General features: G+C 70.0%; 16 protein-coding genes. 5 read left to right on the forward strand and 11 right to left on the reverse strand.

Annotation, left to right across the window (positions count from 1 at the left end; all coding sequences use genetic code 11):
- Nucleotides 1-124: 124 nt before the first annotated feature.
- The 3 genes from H4F98_RS02575 to H4F98_RS02585 form a co-directional block, all read right to left on the reverse strand.
- On the reverse strand, nucleotides 125-2,440 hold the full coding sequence (locus tag H4F98_RS02575) for a TonB-dependent receptor (RefSeq protein WP_182685090.1): 2,316 nt from the start codon (nucleotides 2,438-2,440) through the stop codon (nucleotides 125-127).
- Nucleotides 2,441-2,737: 297 nt separating this feature from the next.
- Nucleotides 2,738-4,813, reverse strand: a complete 2,076-nt coding sequence (locus H4F98_RS02580; protein WP_182685091.1) for an amidohydrolase family protein — start codon at nucleotides 4,811-4,813, stop codon at nucleotides 2,738-2,740.
- Between the two features lie 265 nt (nucleotides 4,814-5,078).
- Entirely contained in the window at nucleotides 5,079-5,891 is an 813-nt protein-coding gene (locus tag H4F98_RS02585) for a DUF1223 domain-containing protein (RefSeq protein ID WP_182685092.1), read from the reverse strand.
- Nucleotides 5,892-6,261: 370 nt separating this feature from the next.
- Between H4F98_RS02585 and H4F98_RS02590 the strand changes: the two genes are divergently transcribed.
- Both H4F98_RS02590 and H4F98_RS02595 read left to right on the forward strand, forming a co-directional pair.
- The gene (locus tag H4F98_RS02590; protein ID WP_425487563.1) at nucleotides 6,262-8,385 is read left to right on the forward strand and encodes a M3 family metallopeptidase; all 2,124 of its coding nucleotides are present in this window, start codon (nucleotides 6,262-6,264) and stop codon (nucleotides 8,383-8,385) included.
- Nucleotides 8,386-8,476: 91 nt separating this feature from the next.
- Nucleotides 8,477-9,415: an NAD-dependent protein deacetylase gene (locus tag H4F98_RS02595; protein ID WP_182685094.1), complete on the forward strand. Its 939-nt coding sequence runs from the start codon at nucleotides 8,477-8,479 to the stop codon at nucleotides 9,413-9,415.
- On the opposite strand, the gene H4F98_RS02600 is transcribed toward H4F98_RS02595, so the two are convergent.
- The 4 genes from H4F98_RS02600 to H4F98_RS02615 form a co-directional block, all read right to left on the reverse strand.
- Nucleotides 9,387-10,742: a glycerophosphodiester phosphodiesterase family protein gene (locus H4F98_RS02600; protein ID WP_182685095.1), complete on the reverse strand. Its 1,356-nt coding sequence runs from the start codon at nucleotides 10,740-10,742 to the stop codon at nucleotides 9,387-9,389. The two genes, H4F98_RS02595 and H4F98_RS02600, sit on opposite strands and share 29 nt — an antisense overlap.
- A gap of 125 nt (nucleotides 10,743-10,867) precedes the next feature.
- Nucleotides 10,868-12,037, reverse strand: coding sequence for a cyclopropane fatty acyl phospholipid synthase (gene cfa, locus H4F98_RS02605; protein WP_182685096.1), 1,170 nt, complete (start codon nucleotides 12,035-12,037; stop codon nucleotides 10,868-10,870).
- A 99-nt stretch (nucleotides 12,038-12,136) separates the two neighbouring features.
- Nucleotides 12,137-13,015 carry a DUF3298 and DUF4163 domain-containing protein gene (locus H4F98_RS02610; protein ID WP_246372766.1) on the reverse strand — a complete coding sequence of 293 codons (879 nt, stop codon included), beginning with the start codon at nucleotides 13,013-13,015 and terminating at the stop codon, nucleotides 12,137-12,139.
- Between the two features lie 170 nt (nucleotides 13,016-13,185).
- Nucleotides 13,186-13,488, reverse strand: coding sequence for a GNAT family N-acetyltransferase (locus H4F98_RS02615; protein WP_182685097.1), 303 nt, complete (start codon nucleotides 13,486-13,488; stop codon nucleotides 13,186-13,188).
- A gap of 323 nt (nucleotides 13,489-13,811) precedes the next feature.
- On the opposite strand from H4F98_RS02615, the gene H4F98_RS02620 reads away from it, so the two are divergent.
- A complete protein-coding gene (locus H4F98_RS02620) occupies nucleotides 13,812-14,009 on the forward strand; it encodes a hypothetical protein (protein WP_182685098.1) in 198 nt (65 codons plus the stop codon).
- Between the two features lie 70 nt (nucleotides 14,010-14,079).
- Here H4F98_RS02620 and H4F98_RS02625 read toward each other — a convergent pair whose 3' ends face one another.
- A complete protein-coding gene (locus H4F98_RS02625; protein ID WP_182685099.1) occupies nucleotides 14,080-14,682 on the reverse strand; it encodes a rhomboid family intramembrane serine protease in 603 nt (200 codons plus the stop codon).
- Between the two features lie 12 nt (nucleotides 14,683-14,694).
- On the reverse strand, nucleotides 14,695-16,275 hold the full coding sequence (locus H4F98_RS02630) for a POT-type proton-dependent oligopeptide transporter (protein WP_182685100.1): 1,581 nt from the start codon (nucleotides 16,273-16,275) through the stop codon (nucleotides 14,695-14,697).
- 207 nt (nucleotides 16,276-16,482) lie between these two features.
- On the opposite strand from H4F98_RS02630, the gene H4F98_RS02635 reads away from it, so the two are divergent.
- Both H4F98_RS02635 and H4F98_RS02640 read left to right on the forward strand, forming a co-directional pair.
- Nucleotides 16,483-18,267, forward strand: coding sequence for a M14 family metallopeptidase (locus H4F98_RS02635; RefSeq protein WP_182685101.1), 1,785 nt, complete (start codon nucleotides 16,483-16,485; stop codon nucleotides 18,265-18,267).
- Nucleotides 18,268-18,337: 70 nt separating this feature from the next.
- Nucleotides 18,338-19,414, forward strand: coding sequence for a YbaY family lipoprotein (locus H4F98_RS02640; protein WP_182685102.1), 1,077 nt, complete (start codon nucleotides 18,338-18,340; stop codon nucleotides 19,412-19,414).
- 36 nt (nucleotides 19,415-19,450) lie between these two features.
- Here the strand turns inward: H4F98_RS02640 and thpR are convergent, their stop codons facing one another.
- Both thpR and H4F98_RS02650 read right to left on the reverse strand, forming a co-directional pair.
- Complete coding sequence (gene thpR, locus H4F98_RS02645) at nucleotides 19,451-20,032, reverse strand: RNA 2',3'-cyclic phosphodiesterase (RefSeq protein WP_182685103.1); 582 nt, start codon at nucleotides 20,030-20,032, stop codon at nucleotides 19,451-19,453.
- A 21-nt stretch (nucleotides 20,033-20,053) separates the two neighbouring features.
- Nucleotides 20,054-21,970: an ATP-binding cassette domain-containing protein gene (locus tag H4F98_RS02650; RefSeq protein ID WP_182685104.1), complete on the reverse strand. Its 1,917-nt coding sequence runs from the start codon at nucleotides 21,968-21,970 to the stop codon at nucleotides 20,054-20,056.
- Nucleotides 21,971-22,075: the final 105 nt, after the last annotated feature.

The following is a 22,075-nucleotide window of genomic DNA, read 5'->3' on the forward strand; positions in this document are numbered from 1 at the left end:
CTGTGTCCGGGACAAGGCCACAGCATAGCGCCCCGGCCGGCTTCGCGGACCCCGCGGACCCCGCGGACGCGAACGCCGGGACGTGCCCGGCGTTCGCTGCACCATCCGTCCGGGGTGCCCCCGGTCAGAACGCGGCCTTGAACTCCACGCCGACCACGCGCGGCTCGTTGATGAAGCCGGTGAGGTTGTTGAAGTCGATGCCGCCGACGGCCTGGACTTCGTCGAGGATGTTGCGGCCGAACAGGGCGACGTCGTACTTGCCGTAGGCCCAGTTGTAGCCCAGGCGCAGGCCGCCTTCCACCAGCGGCTTGCCGGTGAACTCCCTGGAGTCGTACAGGAAGTAGTTCACCTCGCTGCGGTACGACCAGTCGGTGAAGGCGTAGAACTCGCCCGTCTCGCCCATCGGCACGCCCCAGCGCAGGGTCAGGTTGTGCGTCCACTTGGGCGCCTGCGGGAGGGCGTTGCCGTCGATCAGGGCCCGGCCGGTGCCGTCGAGCGGGTCGGTCACGGTGCAGGCCGCGCATACCGACACGGCGAGGTCGTCGTCCTTGATCTCGGTGTCGTTGTAGCTGCTGCCCACGGTCAGCAGCAGACCGTCGGTCAGGTAGGCCTGGAAGTCGACCTCGAAGCCCTGGCCGGTGCTGCGCTCGGCGTTGAGCAGGATGTTGGCATTCGACGCGCCGCCCACCGCGGTCAGCTGCTGGTCCTTGACCTCGTAGTAGAACAGGCCGGCGTTGAGGCGCGCGCGGCGCTCCCACAGGTCGGCCTTGACGCCGACCTCGAACGAGGTGGAGGTTTCCGGATCGGCCACCGATTTGGCGTTGAACGCACCCGCGGACTGGATGCTGCTGCCGCGGTAACCCGTGGCGACGCGGCCGTAGAGCTTGACGTCATCGCTCAGCGCGTAGGTACCCGACAGGTCCCAGCTCAGCTTCTTGTCCTCGGGCGAGGCCGACAGGTCGCCGTCGGGCTCGAGCGCGGCCAGCTGGTCCAGGGTGCACTTGCCCTCGAGTACGCAGGGCACGAAGCCGGTGTTCCAGTATTCCTCGACCGTCAGCTCCTTCTCGTCCCAGGTGTAGCGCAGGCCGCCACGCAACTGGAACGCGGGGCTGACATCCCACGTCGCCGCGGCGAACAGGGCCCAGGAGTCGTTGGTCTGGCGCACGCGCTGGTAGCCGTCCTGCGCGCCACCGTTGAGCGAGTCGTAGCTGAAGCTCTCGACGTCGTAGTCCTCGGCGAAATAGAACAGGCCGGCCTGCCAGTTGAAGGCGGTGCCGTTGTCCGATTCCAGGCGGATTTCCTGCGTCCACTGCGAGTGGTCGGGGATGCCGTCGGCGGTTTCCGAGGCGAAGGGGATCACGCCCGGACCCGAGTCGGGCAGGAACGAGGCGCCGTAGCCGCCGTCGACGTCGCCGCGGCTGTACGTCTCCACCGACTCGTAGCCGGTGATCGAATGCAGCGTATAGCCGCCCAGGTCCCAGCTCACGCGCGCGCTGGCGCCTTCGCTGTCGAGCTCGGAATGGTTGTAGCCGTCCAGCGACACCTTGTCCTCGTCGAAGCCATCGACCAGGTCGTTGCTGCCCGGCTTGAAGATATTGGCGCGGAACAGGCGGGCGGTGCCGTTGAGATGGCGCGCGTGCACGTTGAGCAGGGCCTGGAAGTCGTCGCCCTCGTACAGGGCCTGCACGCGCGCGGCGGATTCGTCGTAGCCCTCGAAGCCGTCGTTGGGGCCGTCGAAGGTGTTCTCCACCCAGTCGTCGCGGCGCTGGAACATCGCCGAGGCGCGCATGGACCAGCGTTCGCTGACGCCGCCACCGACCGCGCCCTCGAAGTTGAGCATGTTGTCGCTGCCGGCGCCGAGCTTGGCGTAGCCGTCCATGTCCTGGGAGGGGCGCACGGAGTCGAACTTCACCACGCCGGCCGGACTGTTGCGGCCGAACAGCGAGCCCTGCGGGCCGCGCAGCACCTCCACCTGCTCGAGGTCGAACATCGGGAAGCCCTTGAGGATCGGGTTTTCCTGAACGACGTCGTCGTAGACCAGCGACACCGGCTGCGAGGTGTTGAGACGGAAATCGGTGTTGCCGTAGCCGCGGATGTAGAAGCGCGGGAAGGCACGGCCGAAGGACGACTCGACGTTCAGGCTCGGCACGCGGCCCGACAGCACGCGGACGTCGCCGCCGCCGGAGTTGAGCACGTCGAGCTTCTGCGGGTCGACGGTGGTGATGGAGATCGGCACGTCCTGCGCGTTCTCGATCTTGCGCTGGGCGGTCACCATCAGGGTGTCCAGGGTCTTGGCATCGGTCGCGGCCGCGGGATCGACCGGCTCGGCGTCCTGCGCCAGCGCGGCGGTCGGCAGGGCCAGGACGAGGGCGGCGGCGACGGCGGCGGCCAGGGCATGGCGGGAAAGTCCGGGGCGGACCGGGGTGCGATGGGCAGTCATGAGGGGTCTCGGCAAGGGTTTGTCGGGAGGACTGTCTGGGCGGGCGCCCCGGGCGCGGGAATCCGGGCCGGGGCGGGTCGGCATTGCGGTCCGCCGCGTCCGGCGCGGGCATGCCCGTATGGGCGCGGGTGGACCGGGTTCTCGGGGACCGTCCCTTGACGGCCCGGGCGCGCATCGGCGCGCCGCGGCAGGTCGCGTGGCAGTCGGATGTTACAACATCGTTAAAGGAAGCGTACGAAGGCGTATGCAGGCCGCCCGGGGGGCCGGCCGCCGGCCCCGCCGCGACCGGTCCACGGCTCAGCGCGCCGTGGGCTGGAACCGGACCGGCGGGGCGAACGGTTCGATGCCGATGGCCTCGTGGATCTCCGCGGGGTAGTAGACCCGGTCGCCCTGCAGCACGAAGGCCAGCTTGCGGATGTCGCGGATGTCGCGGGTCGGATCGCCGTCGACCAGGACCAGGTCGGCCTGCTTGCCGGGCGTGATCGAGCCGCGCTGGTCGAGCACGCGCGCGTAGCGCGCACCGTTCCAGGTCGCCGTCTGCAAGGCTTCGGACGGCGTCATCCCGGCCTGCACGTACAGCTCCAGCTCGCGCTGCAGGGTGAAGCCGACCATCTCGTCGGTGCCGGCGACCACCGGCACACCGGCCGCGTGCGCGCGGCCGACGAACTCGACCAGCTTGGCGAAGCTGCGGTCGTAGCGCGCCCCGGTCGCGTCGTCGGGGATGTTCATTTCGCCGGCGCGGCGACTGCGCTGGATGTCGGGCGGCAGGTGGTCGGCGACCTCGGCGACGATCGGCGACATCTCGCCATCGCGCTGGTGCAGGAACTCGAAGGTGGCCAGGGTCGGGTCGATCACCACCCCGTGCTCGACCAGGCTGGCGATGAAGTCCCGCACCGGCGCACTGTCCAGGTCCAGGCCGTCGGTCTTTTCCGCGACCAGGTAGAAGCGCTCCAGCGTGCGGGTGTCGGTGGTGTCGGTGACGAAGAAGTTCAGCAGCAGCTGGTTGATGTGCTGGATCTCGTCGAAGCCGGCGTCGACGACGTCCTGCGCGCGCATGAAGGCCGGTACGTGGCCGCTGACCCGCAGGCCCTTGCCGTGTGCGTAGGCGACGGTGTCGGCGAGGATGGCCTTCGGGAACGAGTTGTAGATCTTGATCTGCGGATAGCCGTTGGCCGCGTACCAGTCCACGGCCTTGCGCGCCCCCGCCAGGTCGCTGACGACGAAGCCGTTGCGCGCGGAGAAGTCGCTCTCGCCCTCGAGGAAGCCGGCGGCGACGATGCGCGGCATGATCAGCCTGCCCGCCTCCGCGTCGCGCTTGACCTGCTGCAGGGTGGCGTTGTCGTTGCCCATGTCACGCACGCTGGTCACGCCGGACGCGAGGTTGAGCCCGCCGTCCCAGCGGCCGACGTGGGCGTGGCTGTCGAACAGGCCGGGCAGCAGCACGCGACCGCCGGCGTCGACGACCTGGTCGGCAGGGGCGCGCTCGCTGCCCGCGTCGCTGACCGAGACGATCCGCCCGGACCGGACCAGCACGTCGCTGGCTTCGCCCAGGCGCGCATGCTCGCTGTCGAACACGCGCGCGTTGCGGATCAGCAAGGTGCCGCCGGCCGGGTGCGCGAGGCGCCGGCGCAATTCCGCCAGCACGGTGCCCTCGGCCTTCTTCTGCCTGGCCTCGAGGTCGTCGGCACTGGACTGCCAGCCATCCTCGATGAGCTGGACCCAGCCGGGCGCGATGAAAGCGAACAGTCGCGGCGACTCGCCGGTGGTCGCCCAGGCGAAGGTCGGCGTCAGGCCGACGCCGGTCAGGGCCAGCAACTGGACCTTCCGCCGTTTCGCGCCCGCCCCGACATCGACCGTCTCGACCGGCCGCATCGTCAGCGTCCCGCTGGGGATCAGCGGCAGGCGCCCGTCCAGGCGCCGGGACAGGGCCTGGATCGCCACCGACAGCGTCGCCGGTGTGCCGGCAAGCGGCGAGTACTGCCCTGCGCCCTCGACCGTCTGCCGGCCCTCGTCCGAGGTCGATTTCCAGCGGGCGATGCCATCGGCCAGGGTGAAGCGCTCGTCCACCGGCGCGCCGAAGGTCGAGGTCCCCTTGACCCGGTAGCTGTCGAAAGTGCCGTCGTCGGCCAGGGTGAAACGTTCCTTGAGCTCGGGCCCGCGCCCGTTGTCCTTGAACACGAAGTCGACGTCCACGGTGCCGTCGTCGGCACGCGTCACGACCTGTTCGCCGGCCTGGCGGCCGCCATCGACCAGGGCGACATAGCGCAACGTCTCGGCGGCGGAGGCATGCAGCGGCGTGGCGAGCGCGGCCAGGCAGAGCGCCGCCGCGATCGAGGAAAGCCCCCTGGAGGTGGAAACAGCACGGCTCGGCATCGCGGATCTCCTTGTGGCGACGTGCGCCGCGATGGCCCGGGGCTCGCGGCGATCTCGATGTCCCCGGGAGGGTCCGCGGGGCCGGGCGGCATGTGCGTCCCAACATGCAACAAGCCCGGGGCGCCGGCAAGGGCCCTTCGGGGGAGTGCCGGGCGCCATGGGGGGCGCTGCGCGACCGCGCGCCGGGCAGGTCCCCTGCCCCGCCACGCCGCTGCCGGTCACGTCTGCATGGCACCTGGCCCGGCGGCGGGCCAGCGGTCCGACGCTACGGCGGCGGGGGCGCGCAGGCCGCCAGCGGCAGGTTGAGCGACTGCCAGCCGCGACCGTCCTCGATCGACTCGGCGAACAGGACCAGGCCGAGCGTCGCCGGGTCTGCGCCCTTGGGGAATTCGAGCATGGTCTCGCCGACCACGGGCGCCTTGCCCACCGCCCAGGGTCCTTCCAGTACGCGCACCACGCGGTCATGGCGCAGGGTGCGGCCCTGGTTCTCGCCCGCCCGGACCTCGGTGCTGAGGCCATCCTGGTACAACGCCAGCCAAAGCATCCCGCTACCGGCAGGCACCCCTGCCACCGGCTCGGCCTTGATGCCGACCCGGACCCGGCCGTCCGCCGGCACCGCCCGCATCACCAGCGAGACCGGGGCCGGCTGCCCCTTCGCGGTCCGCAGGGCGCGACGGGCGTCGCCTTCGTCGCGCCAGTCCACCCGGGTGTCGGCGCCGATCATCACCTGGGGCGTGAACACCGTCGTCCCGTTGTCGAGCTTCACCCGCGCGCGCTGGCGCCGCGTGTGCGCGGCCGCGCCGAAGCGGTCGATCCAGCCGATGTCGTCCCAATAGTCCACGTGGAAGGCCAGGATCGAGGTCGCGGCGGCGTCCTCGCGGGCGGCCAGCCGCGAAAGCCAGGCGTCCGCGGGCGGGCAGCTGTTGCAGCCTTCGGAGGTGTAGAGCTCCACCAGGGGCACGACCGGCGGCCCGCTGGCGACGTCGCAGGCCGTTGCCGCCCGGACCGGCGACGTACCGGCCTGGAGCAGGCAGGCGACGGTCAATACCGCGACGGCGGTCGCGCTGGGATGCTTCATCGGGTCGACAATTCCTGCGAAAACACGGCCATATGCTCCGATCTTGATCCGACAGGCCCCATTGCGCCGCCTTCCCGGCGTGGACACGCCCATGTAAGCGCGCCCTCGCCCCGTTCATGAAGGGCCACTTCCCCGCGCGAACGGGGAACCAATCGTCCCGTGGACCGGTTCGCGCCGGGATGCCGGCAGGTTACGCACCGTGCGTGCATGGCTTTCGTCATGGGATCGTCTCGTGTTCATCCGTTAGGCTGGGGGCTGACTCATGACGAGGTTCCACCCGATGAAGCACCCCCTTGCGCTGGCCCTGGCGATGGCCGTAGCCGTCGTCGCCATTCCCGCCCATGCCCAATCCGCCGACACCGGTGCCGCGATGACGCCCCAGAGCTCCAACCCGTTCATGTCCGAAAGTCCCTTGCCGCTGCACTACCCGCAGTTCGACAAGATCAAGGACAGCGACTTCGCCCCGGCCTTCGACTACGGCATGGCGCAGCACCTGAAGGAAATCGAGGCGATCGCCAACAATCCCGAGGCACCGACCTTCGACAACACCATCATCGCGATGGAGAGGAGCGGCCAGGTCCTGGACCGCGCGACCACGGTGTTCTTCAACCTCGTCGGGACCGACACCAACGACGCGCGCAACAAGCTGCGCAGCGACTACGCGACGCGCTTCGCCGCCCACGGCGACGCGATCAACCTCAATGGCAAGCTGTTCGAGCGCATCGACACGCTGTACGCCAAGCGCGACGACATGGGCCTGGATGCCGAGGCCATCCGCCTGATCGAGCGCTACCACACCGGCTTCGTGCGCTCGGGCGCCAAGCTCGACGACGCCGACAAGGCCAAGCTCAAGGCGATGAACGCCGAGCTGGCGGAACTGGGCACGAAGTTCAGCGACAACGTGCTCAAGGACGTCAACGCGTCCGCGGTCGTCGTCGACGACGTCGCCGAACTCGATGGCCTGACCGATGCGCAGATCGCCACCGCGGCACGTATCGCCAAGGAGCGCGGCAAGGATGGCAAGTACGTCATCACCCTGCTCAACACCACCGGCCAGCCGCCCGAATCGCAGCTGACCAACCGCGCCCTGCGCCAGCGCATCCACGAGGCGTCCATCGCCCGCGGCAGCCACGGCGGCGAGTACGACAACCGCGAGATCATTTCCCGGGTGATGAAGCTGCGCGCCGAGCGCGCCAAGCTGCTCGGTTACCCGAACCACGCCGCCTACAGCCTGGAAGACCAGACCGCCAAGACCCCGGAGGCGGTGAACGCGATGCTCGGCCAGCTCGCGCCCGCCGCGGTCGCCAACGCCCGGCGCGAAGGCGCGGACCTGCAGGCGATGATCGACCGGGAACAGGCCGCCAAGGGCGAGCCCAGCTTCAAGCTCGAGCCCTGGGACTGGGCGTTCTACACCGAGAAGGTGCGCGCGGAGAAGTACAACTTCGACGAGTCGCAGCTCAAGCCCTACTTCGAGATGAAGAACGTGCTGGAGAACGGCGTGTTCTTCGCCGCCCACAAGCTCTACGGGCTGGACTTCAAGGAGCGCACCGACCTGCCGAAGTACCACCCCGACACCTGGACCTACGACGTCTTCAACGAAGACGGCACCCAGCTGGCGATCTTCATCTTCGACCCCTACGCGCGCGATTCCAAGCGCGGTGGCGCGTGGATGAACTCCTACGTGTCGCAGTCCGACCTGACCGGCGACAAGCCGGTGGTCGCCAACCACCTCAACATCCCGAAGCCGCGGGAAGGCGATCCGACCCTGATGACCTGGGACGAGGTCACCACCGCCTTCCATGAGTTCGGCCACGCGCTGCACGGCATGTTCTCGGACGTGAAGTACCCGTACTTCAGCGGCACCAGCGTGCCGCGCGACTTCGTCGAGTATCCCTCGCAGGTCAACGAGATGTGGGCCGACTGGCCGGAAATCCTGGCCAATTACGCCAAGCACTACCAGACCGGCGAGGCCATGCCGCAGGCGCTGCTCGACAAGGTCCTGGCCTCCTCGAAGTTCAACCAGGGCTTCGCCACGACCGAGTACCTGGGCGCGGCCATGCTCGACCAGCGCTGGCACCAGGTCACCGCCGCCCAGGTCCCCGCGGCGTCGGGCGTGATGAAGTTCGAGGCCGACGCGCTCGCCGCCGACGGCATCGACTACAAGCCGGTGCCGCCGCGTTACCGCACGCCCTACTTCAGCCACATCATGGGCGGCTATTCGGCGGGCTACTACGCCTACATCTGGTCCGAGGTGCTGGACGCCAACAGCGTGCAGTGGTTCAAGCAGCACGGGGGCCTGACCCGCGCGAACGGCGACCACTTCCGCGACACGCTGCTTTCTCAGGGCGGCAGCCAGGACGCCATGAAGATCTTCCGCGACTTCGCCGGCCACGACCCGCAGATCGAGCCCCTGCTGATCAAGCGCGGCCTGAAGCCGGAAGCCGACGACGGCGCGGCGCCGGGCACGGAAGCCGAGCCGCCCGCGACCCGGTAAGACAGGCCCGCAGGCAACCCCGAAGCGCCGCCCGGAGTATTCCGGGCGGCGTTTTTCCATCCTGCCGATGACCCGCTGCTAGGATCGGCGCATGCCAGGCCTGAACCTCGATGCCCCGCCCCCCGTCCGCGAAGCCGCCGCGCTGGCGGACTGGCTGGATGCGCGTCGACGGGTGCTGGTCCTCACGGGCGCCGGCTGCAGCACCGGCTCGGGGATACCCGACTATCGCGACGCCAGCGGCGCCTGGAAGCGGTCGCAGCCGATCACCTGGCAGGCCTTCACCGGCGACCCGCTCGCCCGTGCCCGCTACTGGGCGCGCAGCCACGTGGGCTGGCCGGTCGTTGCCGCGGCCCGGCCCAACCCCGCACACCATGCCCTGGCAGCCCTGGAGGCCCGCGGGCGCGTCGAATGCCTGGTGACCCAGAACGTCGATGGCCTGCACCAGCGGGCGGGCAGCGATCGCGTGGTGGACCTGCATGGCCGCATCGACATGACGGTGTGCCTGGACTGCGGACACCGCGTCCCGCGCGCGGAGGTGCAGGCAATGCTCGATCGCCTCAACCCCGGCTGGATGGGGCTGGATGCCGGCGCCGCACCCGACGGCGACGCCGACCTGGAGGGCCTGGACTTCAGCACGTTCCAGCCGCCCTGCTGCCCCGCATGCGACGGCCTGCTCAAGCCCGACGTGGTGTTCTTCGGCGAGAACGTGCCGCGCGCGCGCGTCGCCGAGACCCAGGCCGCCCTCGCCCGCGCCGATGCGATGCTCGTGGTCGGCTCCTCGCTGATGGTCTACTCGGGCTTCCGTTTCGCGCGCGCCGCGCACGAAGCGGGCCTGCCCCTGGCGATCCTCACGGCCGGGGTGACCCGCGCCGACGCGCTGGCGACGCTGAAGCTGGCGGCCGACGCCGTGCAGGTACTGCCCGCGGCGCTGGGCCTCCCCGCGGGCCCGGCATCCGCGTCGACCGGTCAGGACGATCGCGCGGACGCCGGACCCAAGGACGTCAGCGCGGCCCCTGCAAGGGCCGGTTGATCTCGCGGAAGATGTCGCGGGCGGCGACGCCCACGTCCGGCTGGTCGATGAAAAAGCCGTTGACGCCCAGGCCATACAACTGGATCGCTTCAGCCAACGCCGTGGCGACCGTACCGTTCGGCGCCTGCGCCAGGTAGCCCTCCTCGGCACGCAAGGTGTAGGGATGCACCAGCAGGCCCTGCGCAAGCGCGCCGCCGAGCATCGGATGGACACGCGCGGTGCTTTGCGAGACCACCTCCGCCTCGCCGTCGCCGTCGCCATCGACCGGCGGCGACAGCGCCGCGCGCGGCAGCAGGTTGCCTTTCCACGGCCCGACCCCACGGGCATAGTTCGCCTTCATCCAGCCCAGGACCGCCGGGGTCGCGAACGCCCCGTACCGGGTGCCGGCGTGCAGGCCGCCCTCGACCTGATCCGCGAGACCGCCGTACAAGGCATCCAGGTCGCGGCCTTGCGCGACGTTGTAAGCCACGTCGTACGGCACGGCGGTCTCCAGGTCGTCGTAGAGCTGGACCAGCGGAACGTCGACGCCGGCGGCCGGCATGATCGCCTGGTGCAGCTCGATCAGGTTCTCGAACTCGAAGCTCTGGATGAACACCCGCGACGGGTCGGTGAAGCCTTCCGCCACGAGGGTTTCGACCAGGGCCCGCCCGAGCGAGATGCCGATCGGCGTACCGTCCAGACGGCGGCCCTCGCGTGCGAAATAGGTGGGGTGCTTGGTTTCCGGATACACCCCGACGCGTCGATGCCCGCGGCTCTCGCGCGCGGCCAGGCGCAGGATCTCGGCGAACGTGGGGATCGTGTACAGGCCATCGAAGCGGGCATTGTCCGGACGCACGCCGGGGATCCGCTCGCGGGCGCGCAACCGGCGGATCTCGGCGAGCGTGAAGTCTTCGGTGAACCAGCCGGTGACCAGGCGGCCGTCGACGCGCTTGGTCGTGCGGCGATCGGCGAACTCCGGACGGCTGGCCACGTCGGTGGTGCCGGAAATCTCGTTCTCGTGGCGGGCGATGAGCACGCCGTCGCGCGTGGCGACCAGGTCGGGCTCGATGAAGTCCGCGCCCTGTCGTATCGCCAGCCGATACGCCTCCAGGGTGTGCTCGGGACGATAGCCGCTGGCCCCGCGGTGGGCAATGACGATGAGGCCGTCGCGCGGGGCGTGCGGGCGGAGGTGCGACGGTGCCGCGGGCCCCCTGGAGCCCTCCTTCGGGGGGCTTGCGGCAGGCGCCGGCAGGGCGTGCAGGATGCCGAAGCCTGCCAGCAACAGGCAGGCAAGCCGCGTGCGGGCGTTCGTGCGACGGCGGGGGGCGTCGGGGGTGTCCGGGGTCATGGGTGCCTCCAATGGCGTGGGTGGCGCCGGCGCCCCTCCTCCGCCGACGCCGCCAGCTTCCGGTGCCGGCATGTCGCTCGCGTTACCGCGCCGCAACGGCGGCGTGACCGCGTGACGGTCGTCGCTCAGCGGGGCGCGACGTAACCGCCGGGCACGCCATGGGGCGAGAGCACCCATTGCCACAGCTGCGCGCGGCGGGTGCGGAAACTCGCCATGGAGCCGGCCAGGTAGAAGCGCCACATGCGCCGGAAGCGGGCGTCGTAAAGCGCCGGCAGGCGCTCCCAGGCCTGTTCGATGTTGTCCCGCCACGCCTGCAGGGTGCGGTCGTAGTCGGTGCCGAAGTTGTGCCAGTCCTCGATGACGAAGCGCCCTTCCACGGCTTCGCTGACCTGCACGGCAGAGGGCAGCATCGAGTTGGGGAAGATGTAGCGCGCGATCCACGGATCGGTGATCCGCCGCGACACGTTGCGACCGATCGTATGCAGCAGGCACAGTCCATCGTCCGGCAGGCAGCGCCGCATGACGTCCATGAAGGTGGCGTAGTTGGCGTGGCCGACGTGCTCGAACATGCCGATCGAGAAGATGCGGTCGAACCGTTCGTCGACGTCGCGGTAGTCCTGCAGACGGATCTCCACCGGCAGTCCGGCGCACAGCTCGCGGGCGAACGCGGCCTGTTCGGCGGAGATGGTCACGCCGACGCCGCGGACGCCGTAGCGCTCGCAGGCGAACTTCAGCGCTTCGCCCCAGCCGCAGCCGATGTCGAGCACGCGCATGCCCGGGCGCAGGCCCAGCTTGCGACAGACCAGGTCGAGCTTGGCCTCCTGCGCGGCGTCCAGGTCGTCTGCCTCGCGCCAGTAGCCGCAGCTGTAGACCAGGCGCTTGCCGAGCATCGCGCGGTACAGGTCGTTGCCGAGGTCGTAGTGCCGGCGGCCGACCTCGCGGCTGCGGCGCCGGGTCTGCAGGTTGAACCAGCGGGCCCTCAGGCCGTCCAGGCGCGCCGCCATGCCGGTGACGCGGCGGTCCAGCCTGGCGCCGAGGATGCGGGCAAGCACGCCATCAAGCGGGGACGCGTCCCACCAGCCGTCCATGTAGGCTTCGCCCAGGCCGAGCGAGCCCTGCGACAGGAGCCGGCCGTACAGTCGCCCGTCATGCACCACCAGCTCATCGTCCTGGCTGCCGCCGCCCTCGCCCTCGCGAACGCGGACGCCGGCCAAGGCGAGCAGCGCCTGCACGCGCTCGCGCGCGAATCCGTGCGTCGCGGATCGGCGACTGACGACGTTCGATGCGTCCGACATCCGGGCCCCCGCCTGCCTGGCTTGCCTGTACCGGGCCCTTACCTTATCGCCATGGGGCGTCAGCGTCAGGTCAAGGCGGCCGGGAGCGATCGCCCGGTACTACGGGGCGAACAGCTCGCGGTAGGCCTCGGCCACGTAGGGGCGCAACGCCGCGGCCGGAATTTCCACGCTCTGCGCGCCATCGGAATACGGGCCCACCTGGTAGGGCGGAAACACGAAGCGGATGGCGACGATGCGCCCACTGCGATCGACCACGGGCTCGAAGTCGCGATAGTTCTCCGGCTCAGGTCCGGTACCGTCGTCGATCATGCGCCCGGCCTCGCGCGACATCGCGTCGCGCTCGCCCGGGTCCAGCTTGTCGGCGTCGATGCGCTGCGACAGCGAGGTGTGCAGCTGCTCGCGCACCATGCCGGCAATGTCACGCCAGCCGTCGCCCTCGGGAATCAGGTCGGTGACCTCGAGCAGGCGGTTCTCTTTCGGCAACCACACGAAGCGCGCCAGCAGCGGCGCGCTGTGGGCACCACCTGTGTAACTGCTGCCTTCCGCGGCGACGGCGAACAGCTCGGGCGTGTCGACCACTTCGGTGAACGACAGCGACAGGTCGTAGAGGCTCGGCGGGCCACCCTCGCCCTTCGCCCGCACGGCCTGCATGAGGTCGTCGCGGGCGGCATCGGCGTAGGCCTTCAGTCGCGCCGCCAGGCCCGGGTAGCGCGAGGCCGACGGCGGATAGGTGATGCCGATGACGTAGTCGGAGGTGACGTCCGACACATCGGCCAGGTCCACCGGGCCTGCCGGCGTCTCCGGTGGCGTCGCGGCCGTTGGATCGACCGTGCCAGCCGGGCCGGGGACGCCGCCGTCCGCCGGATTCACGTCGGGCGTGCCGCCGCCGCGATCGCAGCTGGCCAAGGCGACCACCAGGCCGCACGCCATCAGCGCGTCGCGCAGGCGTGGCGGCGAAACGGCAAGGTACGAACTCATCCGGGGGCCCCTGTGTCTTCGATGCGCGAACCTTATCCGGGGCCGCGTGACGCGGCGGTCACGGACGGAGCCGGTCCGGCGCCGCACATTGAAACGCGAACCCGGGCCGCCAGCGGCCACTGTCGCGGGTGCCGCGCGCCAGGGTCGGGCGAGGCCTGCTCCGCCCCGGCTCAGGCCACCAGGTCGGCGTACTCGGGGTGGCGCTGGATCCAGCCGGCGGCATACGAGCAGGCCGGCTCGACCTTGAGACCGGACGCGCGCGCATGCTCGAGCGCGGCGCGCACCAGTTGCCCGGCGATGCCCCGGCCACCGATCTCGGCCGGCACCCAGGTGTGGGTGATGCTCATGACGCCATCCACCTGGCGATAGTCCAGGTAGGCCTTGGCACCGTCGACGGTGGTGGCGAACCGGCGCATGTCGCCATCGTGGTGGATCTCGGGGGCGTCGGACGGGGTCGGGCTCTGCGGGCTCATGCTGGACTCCAAGGGGCGGGATCGGGGGGGATGCCGGACGTCCCGGGACGTGTCCGGCCGCGGCGGCCCGCCTCGTTGTCTCATCTCGCAGGAGGCAGGCACCGCGTGGTCAATCCATACCACGGGCCCGCTGCACCGCAAGTGACGCCGGCCCGCCGCCCAGGGGACCCAAGGCGCCCAAGGGCAGGAGCCTCCGCTGCAGGACCACAATTGACGCACTTCGTCACATTTTTTATGGCACACGGCCAAATGAAAGGAAGCTGAAGCGTTGGCACGGAACATGCTTGGGATTGAGGTAACGATCACCGAGGGGAGCTAAGTCCATGACCGACAACCAGATTGCCCTGATCCACGCCGCCAGCGACTCCGTCCTGGTCGAGCGCCTGTTCTCCATGGCCCGCAACGGCAACGCCGGCGCCGAGGAGTTCACCGTGATCGATCACGAGGTCTACCAGCGCCTCGCCCGTGCCTACGGCCAGTCCCTGGAAGACATGCCCGTCGAGACCATGATGGCGGCCTGAGCCGCCAGCGAAATACGCCAGGCGCGCCCACGGCCGGTCCCGGACCGGCCCCGGCGGCAGCGGTCCCCGCTCAGAACGACGGGCTGGCCAGCCTCTCCAGGAAGACCGCACCCACGCGCGGCTCCATCAGCAGCATGAACAGCACGCCATAGATCGCCCCGGACAGATGGGCGCTGTGGTTGATGTTGTCCCCGCCCTGCCGGTCCATCCAGAACGAGTAGCCGACGTAGAACGCGCCGTACACGATCGCAGGCACCGGCAGGAAAAACACGAAGATCAGCGACCAGGGCGACAGCAGGATATAGGCGAACAGCACCGCCGACACCGCGCCCGATGCGCCCAGGCTGCGATAGCGCGCGTCATGCCGGTGACGGAGCCAGGTGGGCAGGATCGCCACCACGATCGCCGAGAGATAGAAGAACAGGTAGCCGACCGGGCCCAGCAACTGGGCGAACACCGGCTCGACCGCGCGCCCGAAGAAGAACAGCGTGATCATGTTGAACAACAGGTGCTGCCAGTCGGCATGGATGAAACCATGCGTGACCAGGCGGTCGTACTGGTGCTTGCGCTCGATGGCCGGCGGCCACAGGATCAGGCGCTCGATCAGCCGGGGCCGCTCGAAGGCCTGCCATGACACCAGCACGGTGACGGCAATCAGGACCAGGGTCAGCATGCGGGCGCTCCGTCAGACCGTGCGGTAGTGGTCCTGCATCGGGTAGTGCTTGGCATACCACCCGAAGAGCAGGGCCGCGACGAAGGCGAACGCCGCGAAGAAGAACATCAGGAAGGCGTTCTCGCTGAGCCCGGTGCTGGCGATCTGCGAGGTGACGGCGTCGTTGCGCACCGCGGCGTTGGTCATCAGCACCCAGAGGTTGCCGTAGGACACCGACAGCAGCCAGAAACTCATGATCGTGCCCTTCATCGACTTGGGGGCCTGGCTGTAGGCGAACTCCAGGCCGGTGGCCGACACCAGCACCTCGCCGAAGGTGAGCAGCGCGTACGGCAGGATCTGCCAGGCCAGCGAAACCGGGTCGCCACCATCGATCCACAGCTGCACGATGCCGGCGACGATCCAGGCCAGGCCCGAGAACGCGATGCCGAAGCCCATCCGCTTCAGCGCCGTGGGCTCGAAGCCCATCCGCCGCAGGGCCGGGTACAGCACCAGGTTGTTGAAGGGAATCAGCGCCATGACCATGATCGGGTTGAGCGCCTGCATCTGCGCGGCCTCCTTCACCAGCCAGCTGGGCCACCACCAGCTTTCGTGCGGAATGCGCATGTCCGCGCCCTGCAGCACCCAGGTGGAGGCCTTCTGGTCGAACAGCGACCAGAACGGCGTGACCAGGGCGAACACGATCAGGATGCGCAGCACCGCACGCACGCCCTCCACCGCGACGTCGGGGTGCCGGCCGCGGGCGCGGTCGAGCTGCATGGACGCCCCGATGCCGACCAGGGCGATCAGCACGCCCAGCCCGATCAGCGCGGCCTTGACGAAACCCAGCGCCGGGATCAGGCCCAGCGAAGCCACCGCCAGCACCATGCCGGCGATCGCCAGCACGGTGCCGCCGCCGCTGCCGGCGCCGAACAGCGAGGTCTTCACCACCGCCAGGAAGCCGTGGGGGTCGCGCGGGGCCGGCGGCTCGTGGATGTACTTGTGGCGCCCGCTCCAGAAGATCACCGTGGCGATGAACATGAGGATGCCCGGGATGCCGAACGCGATGCTCGGCCCCAGCTCGCGCAGGAACAGCGGCATCAGCAAGGACGCGAAGAACGAGCCGAAATTGATCGTCCAGTAGAAGGCGTCGTAGACCACCTTGGCCAGGGCCTTGTTGCTCTGGTCGAACTGGTCGCCGACGAAGGCCGAAACCAGGGGCTTGATGCCGCCTGAGCCCAATGCGATCAGGAACAGGCCGGTGTAGAAGCCGGTGCGGTTCTCCTCGAACAGCGCCAGGCACGCATGGCCCGCGCAGTAGACCAGCGACAGCCAGAACACGGTGTTGTACTTGCCGAAGAAGCGGTCCGACAGCCAGCCGCCCAGCAGGGGGAAGAAGTACACGCCGATGACGAAGGTATGGAAGATGTCCTTCGCCGCCCCCTCGCGGTCCGCCTCGGGCAGGTAGGCCAGCAGCACGCTGCTGACCAGGAACGGGACCAGGATGTTGCGCATCCCGTAGAAGCTGAACCGCTCGCAGGCCTCGTTGCCGATGATGTAGGGGATCTGCCGGGGCATCTTCCCGGGCGTTGAGGGGGCTGCGGCATTCGTCGACATCGGGCGGTTCCAGGAGCGGGCACTAACCCCCGAGCCTACCGCAGATCGCCCTCGCGGGGGATGGCGCCCATGTCGGCAAGGCAGGCAACGACACCGCCCGGGCCGGGCCACTGCCGTCAGCATGTGGCAGCAGGCAGCACCCGCGCATCGGGCCAACCGCCACGCCTCCGTTACCATGTCGGCACTGCCACCGCTGCCCGAACGACCATGATCCGATTTTTCAACGCTGCCCTCGTCCTTGCCTGCGCCACCCTGGCCCATCCCGTGTCCGCGGCCACCGCCGACGACGGATTGCGGACCGTCGCCGAGCGCAGCGGGTTCGTCCGGACGGGTCGCTACGAGGAAGTGATCGCGCTTTGCGATGCTTTCGCCGCGCGCTATCCGGACGCAGTGCGTTGCGAAACCTTCGGCACCACGCCCGAGGGACGGCCGATGAAGCTGCTGGTGGCATCGCGCGATGGCGCGTTCACGCCGGCGCAGGCGCGCGAGCGCGGCCTGCCGGTCACCCTGGTCCAGGGCGGCATCCATGCCGGCGAGATCGACGGCAAGGACGCGGGCTTCCTGGCCCTGCGGGAAATGCTCGATGGCGAGGTCGAGGGCGACCCGCTCTCCGCGCAGGTCCTGCTGTTCGTGCCGGTCTTCAACGTCGACGGCCATGAGCGTTTCAAGGCCTGGAACCGGCCCAACCAGCGCGGCCCCGAGGAGATGGGCTGGCGCACGACCGCGCAGAACTACAACCTCAACCGCGACTACGCCAAGGCCGACGCGCCGGAAATGCAGGCGATGCTGGCGCTGTACAACGCCTGGGACCCGCTGGCCTACCTCGACCTGCACGTCACCGACGGCGCCAAGTTCGAACACGACATCTCGATCCAGGTCGAGCCGCTGCATGCCGGCGACCCCGGGATGCGCAAGGTCGGACTGGCGTTCCGCGACGGCGTGCTGGCCGCGCTCGAACGCGCCGGCTCGATGCCCCTGCCCTTCTATCCCTCCTTCATCGAGTACGACGACCCCGCCTCGGGCTTCCGCGACGGCGTCGCCCCGCCGCGCTTCTCGCACGGCTACCCCTGGCTGCGCAACCGCATCGGCATGCTGGTGGAGACCCACTCCTGGAAGACCTACCCGGAGCGGGTCAAGGCCACCCACGACACCATCCTCGCATCGCTCGACCTGGTGGCCCGGCATGGCCGCCAGTGGATGGGCGAGGCGCGCGAGGCCGATGGGCGCGCCAGCCGCCTGGGAGGCGAAGCGGTGCCCCTGGACTACAAGGCCACCGACACCTCGCGCACCATCGACTTCCGGGGCTATGCCTACACCCGCACGCCTTCGGAGGTGTCCGGCGCGCTGATGACCCGCTACGACGAGACCCGACCTCAGGTCTGGAAGGTCCCGCTGTACGACCGCATCGTCCCGGACCACGTTGCCACCGCGCCACGGGGCGGCTATCTCGTGCCGGCTGCGCAGGCCGACCGGATCGCGCCCAGGCTGGCCGTGCACGACATCCGTTTCATCCGCTTGGCACGCCCCATCGAAGGGATCGAGGCCGACGCGTTCCGCGCCACCGACGCGACCTTCGCCAGTACCTCGCTGGAAGGCCACCAGCGCCTGGGCGTCGAGGGGGACTGGGCGCGCGGGCGCCACGACCTGCGCGCCGGCGCCTTGTTCGTGCCGATCGCGCAGCCCAAGGCACGGCTGGTCATGGCGCTGCTGGAACCGGCCGCCCCCGACGCCCTCCTCGCCTGGGGCGCGTTCAACAACGCCTTCGAACGCAAGGAGTACATGGAGGACTATGTCGCCGAGGACGTCGCGCGCGAGATGCTCGATCGCGACCCCGCCCTCAAGGCGGCCTTCGAACGGCGCGTGGCATCGGAAAAGGCCTTCGTCGACAGTCCGCAGGCGCGACTGGATTACTTCTACCGACTGCACAGCGCGTGGGACGACCGCTACAACCTGTACCCGGTGCTGCGCACCGATGCCGATCCCTCCCGGTGAGGCGCCGGCGCTGACGCGACCTCGACGGCCGCGGCGCATACTGGCGCCGTCACCCACGCGGGAGCGTCCCATGCACCTGGCCCTTCGATCCCTCCGACCCTACGCCCTCCCCACAGGCCTGCTGGCGGGCCTGACGCTCGCACTCGCGGCCTGCCAGCCGACCACGCCCACTCCGGCCACCGCGGCTGGCGAGGCGGCCGCGACGCCAGCGGAACCGGCGGCCGCCCCCGCGGACGCCATGATCGAGGGCCAGGCGATCTACCGCGAACGCATGATGCTGCCGCCCGGATCTCGGCTGAGCGTGCAGTTGATCGACAACCTGCTGGCCGACACGCCCAAGGCGGTCCTGGCCGAGGTGGCGGTCGACGACGCGCGCAGCTCGCCGATTCCCTTCCGCCTGTCCTACGATGCCGCGGACCTTCGCCCGAACGGCATGTACGGCCTGCATGCCTCGGTGCGCGGCCCCGACGGCGCCCTGCTCTTCGTCACCGACACCCGGCATGCGGTCGATCCGGCCACCGACGCGCCTGTCGAGCTGTTGATGAAGCGCGTGTCCAGTCGTGGCGCCCCGACGACGCCTGGCGAAGGACCGCAGGCCGGGCTCACGCTCCAGTGCGGCGACCTGCGCGTCGACGCACGCCTGCGCCCCGGCGACGGCAAGGCCATGCTGGCCCTCTCCGGCCGTCAGCTCGCGCTTGCTTCGGCCGACGACGGCAACCGCTACGAGGACGACCTCGGCAACGCGCTGGACACGCGCGACGGCGCTTACGCGCTTTCCCTCGCCGGACAACCCGCCGTGGCCTGCACGCCGGTCGAGTCGCCCTCGCCCTGGGGCGCCGCTGCCCGTGGCGGCATCGCCTTCCGTGCTGCCGGCAACGAGCCTGGCTGGCACGTCGAAGTGGGTAGCGGCGATGCGCCGCGGCTCAAGGCCGAACTCGACTACGGCGCGCGCACGGTCGAAGTCGAGCACGCCGCACGGGAGGGCCTGGACTATGCAGGGACCGCCGCGGATGGCAGCGTCGTACGGCTCGAAGTCGAGCGCAACGCCTGCCAGGACGACATGAGCGGAGAGTCCTTCGAAGCCAGCGCGCGCCTGAGCGTCAACGGCGAGACCTACCGCGGCTGCGGCAGCTTCCTCGCCCCCTGAGCCTCGCCCCCTGAGCGCAGATCGCCGGAGAGGCGTTCAGCCCTCGAGCGGCCAGGCGGCGACTTCTTCGTAGGCGTGCCCGGCGTCAAGGTCGCTGCGCAGCAGGACGAAGCGCTCGATCCGCCAGGCCACCGGCGATGCGAGCATGCCCTCGGGCCAGGGGTCGACGCAGTCGCGCAACACGGTCACGTGCGGCACGAGGGCCGTCGCACCCTTCAGTCGCACCGGGCCACCCAGCAGGCCTTCGTCGAGCCGGGCCCGCAACGCCGGAAGCGCCGCGGGCGCCTGGCGACAGCCCAGCCAGCACACCCGCGCCGAGGGGAAGGCGCCGCGCAGGTCGAGGTGCAGGTCGAAGGGCGCCAAGCGCACGCGTCGCGCCGCATGCGTGGCCATGTCCAGCACGTGCGTGTGCGCGTCCGGATGATCGCCCAGCCAGCGCAGCGTCAGGTGGTAACGGTGCGGCCGCAGGCGCCGGCCGCTGCCACGCACCAGGGGCATGGACTCGACGGTCGCGGCCTCGATCCGCGCCCGCGTCGTCGCGTCCGGCCACAACGCGAAGAACAGGCGGTGGCGGCGCCGCGCCGGCGGCTCGAATCCGCCCAGTGGCAATTGGTCCATGACGCGTCCTCGCGGCGAGGCTCAGCCGGCCTCGCCTTCCAGCTCGCCCCAGCGCGCGTAGGCGGCATCGAGTTCGGCCTGGACGGCCCCCAGCTGGGCGGTGTGACCGGCGACCGCGCCGGGCTCGCCCTGGAAGAACGCCGGGTCGCTCATCGCCGACGTGAGCTCGGACAGTCGGGCTTCGAGCGACTCGATCCGCGCCGGCAGCTGCTCCAGTTCGCGGGCGTCCTTGTAGCTCAGCTTGCGCCGCGGCGACGGTGCGACGGGCGCAGGGCCGGCGCTGCCGCCCGACACCGGGGCCGGGCTTGCAGTCGTCGTGCTCCGATCAGTGCCGCCCGCGGCCGCGGGCGAGGCCTGCCGAGGGCGCTGGCGCAGCCAGTCGGTGTAGCCGCCGACGTATTCGCCCACGCGGCCCTCGCCCTCCATGACCATGGTCGAGGTGACCACGTTGTCGAGGAAGTCGCGATCGTGGCTGACCAGCAGCAGGGTGCCGGGGTAGTCGCCCAGCAGCTCCTCGAGCAGCTCCAGGGTTTCCACGTCCAGGTCGTTGGTGGGTTCGTCCATCACCAGCAGGTTGGACGGCTGCGCGAACAGCTTGGCCAGCAGCAGGCGGTTGCGCTCGCCGCCGGACAGGCGGGTGATGGGCGCACGCGCGCGCTCGGGCGTGAACAGGAAGTCCTGCAGGTAGCCGATGACATGCTTCTGCTTGCCGCCCACCTCGACGAACTCGCGGCCCTCGGCGACGTTCTCCAGTGCGTTCCAGTCCTCGCGCAGGGTGGCCCGGTACTGGTCGAAATAGGCGACCTGCAGGTTGCTGCCCAGCCGCACCTCGCCGCGCGAGGGCACGATCTCGCCCAGCAGCAGCTTGATCAGGGTGGTCTTGCCGCTGCCGTTGGGGCCGATCAGGCCGATGCGGTCGCCGCGGAAGACCGTGGTGTCCAGGCCCTGCACGAGCACGCGGTCGCCATAGGCGAAACCCAGGCCCTTGGCGTCGATGACCTTCTTGCCGGAGGACTCGCCGCGGGCCAGGTCCATGCGTACGTTGCCCTGCAGCTCGCGCCGCTCGGCGCGTTCGCTGCGCATCTGCTTCAGCCGCCTGACCCGGCCCTCGTCGCGGGTGCGGCGCGCCTTGATGCCCTGCCGGATCCAGGCTTCCTCCTGTGCCAGCATCTTGTCGAAGCGGGCGTTCTCCTGGGCCTCAGCGTTGAGGCGCTCCTCGCGTCGCCGAAGGTAGTTGGCCCAGTCGCCGGGCCAGCTGGTGACCTGGCCGCGGTCGATCTCGACGATGCGCGTCGCCAGCGAACGCAGGAAGCGCCGGTCATGGGTGATGAACACCAGGGCGCCCTGCCAGCCCTTGAGGAAGCCCTCGAGCCAGTCGATCGCCGCGATGTCGAGATGGTTGGTCGGCTCGTCGAGCAACAGCACGTCCGGCGAGGACACCAGGGCGCGGGCCAGCAGCACCCGGCGCTTCATGCCACCGGACAGGCGCGCGAAGGGCACGTCACCGTCGAGTTCCAGCTTGTCGAGGGTCTCGGTCACGCGCTGGTCGAGCGACCAGCCGTCGGCTGACTCGATCAGGCCCTGCACGCGGGCCAGCGCATCCATGTCGACGTCCTCGGCATGGCTGAGGTGGTGGTACTCCGCCAGCCAGCGACCCAGTTCGCCCAGGCCCTCGGCGACGACGTCCCAGACGTCGCCCCCGGCGCCCGCGGGCACCTCCTGCTCCAGCCGGGCCACGCGCAGGCCGTCCTCGCGACGCACCTCGCCATCGTCGGCCTGGAGCTCGCCCGAAAGCAGGCGCAGGAGGGTGGACTTGCCGGCGCCGTTGCGGCCGATCAGGGCGATGCGCTCGCCCGCCTCGATGGCCAGGTTGACGCGTTCGAGCAGCAGGGGACCGCCGACGCTGTAGTCGACGTCGATGAGATTGATCAGGGACATCCGCCCATTCTACGGGGGATGCGCGTGCTCAGCGCGCGCGAATGGCCTCCTTGCGTGCGCGTGGGCGACGGTACGCGCGCCCGAGTGTCGATCTTGTCGTCCGGC

This window comes from Marilutibacter spongiae, from assembly GCF_014145325.1.
In the GTDB taxonomy this organism is placed as follows: domain Bacteria; phylum Pseudomonadota; class Gammaproteobacteria; order Xanthomonadales; family Xanthomonadaceae; genus Marilutibacter; species Marilutibacter spongiae.

Excerpts from the sequence above, each read along its gene's own strand:
- H4F98_RS02615 (WP_182685097.1), bottom strand. The coding sequence starts at position 13,488 with ATGAGCCCGCAGAGCCCGACCCCGTCCGACGCCCCCGAGATCCACCAC.
- H4F98_RS02585 (WP_182685092.1), bottom strand. The coding sequence starts at position 5,891 with ATGAAGCATCCCAGCGCGACCGCCGTCGCGGTATTGACCGTCGCCTGC.
- H4F98_RS02640 (WP_182685102.1), top strand. The coding sequence starts at position 18,338 with ATGCACCTGGCCCTTCGATCCCTCCGACCCTACGCCCTCCCCACAGGC.
- cfa (WP_182685096.1), bottom strand. The coding sequence starts at position 12,037 with ATGTCGGACGCATCGAACGTCGTCAGTCGCCGATCCGCGACGCACGGA.
- H4F98_RS02625 (WP_182685099.1), bottom strand. The coding sequence starts at position 14,682 with ATGCTGACCCTGGTCCTGATTGCCGTCACCGTGCTGGTGTCATGGCAG.
- H4F98_RS02580 (WP_182685091.1), bottom strand. The coding sequence starts at position 4,813 with ATGCCGAGCCGTGCTGTTTCCACCTCCAGGGGGCTTTCCTCGATCGCG.
- H4F98_RS02610 (WP_246372766.1), bottom strand. The coding sequence starts at position 13,015 with ATGAGTTCGTACCTTGCCGTTTCGCCGCCACGCCTGCGCGACGCGCTG.
- thpR (WP_182685103.1), bottom strand. The coding sequence starts at position 20,032 with ATGGACCAATTGCCACTGGGCGGATTCGAGCCGCCGGCGCGGCGCCGC.
- H4F98_RS02595 (WP_182685094.1), top strand. The coding sequence starts at position 8,477 with ATGCCAGGCCTGAACCTCGATGCCCCGCCCCCCGTCCGCGAAGCCGCC.
- H4F98_RS02600 (WP_182685095.1), bottom strand. The coding sequence starts at position 10,742 with ATGACCCCGGACACCCCCGACGCCCCCCGCCGTCGCACGAACGCCCGC.
- H4F98_RS02650 (WP_182685104.1), bottom strand. The coding sequence starts at position 21,970 with ATGTCCCTGATCAATCTCATCGACGTCGACTACAGCGTCGGCGGTCCC.
- H4F98_RS02590 (WP_425487563.1), top strand. The coding sequence starts at position 6,262 with ATGACGCCCCAGAGCTCCAACCCGTTCATGTCCGAAAGTCCCTTGCCG.
- H4F98_RS02630 (WP_182685100.1), bottom strand. The coding sequence starts at position 16,275 with ATGTCGACGAATGCCGCAGCCCCCTCAACGCCCGGGAAGATGCCCCGG.
- H4F98_RS02575 (WP_182685090.1), bottom strand. The coding sequence starts at position 2,440 with ATGACTGCCCATCGCACCCCGGTCCGCCCCGGACTTTCCCGCCATGCC.
- H4F98_RS02620 (WP_182685098.1), top strand. The coding sequence starts at position 13,812 with ATGACCGACAACCAGATTGCCCTGATCCACGCCGCCAGCGACTCCGTC.
- H4F98_RS02635 (WP_182685101.1), top strand. The coding sequence starts at position 16,483 with ATGATCCGATTTTTCAACGCTGCCCTCGTCCTTGCCTGCGCCACCCTG.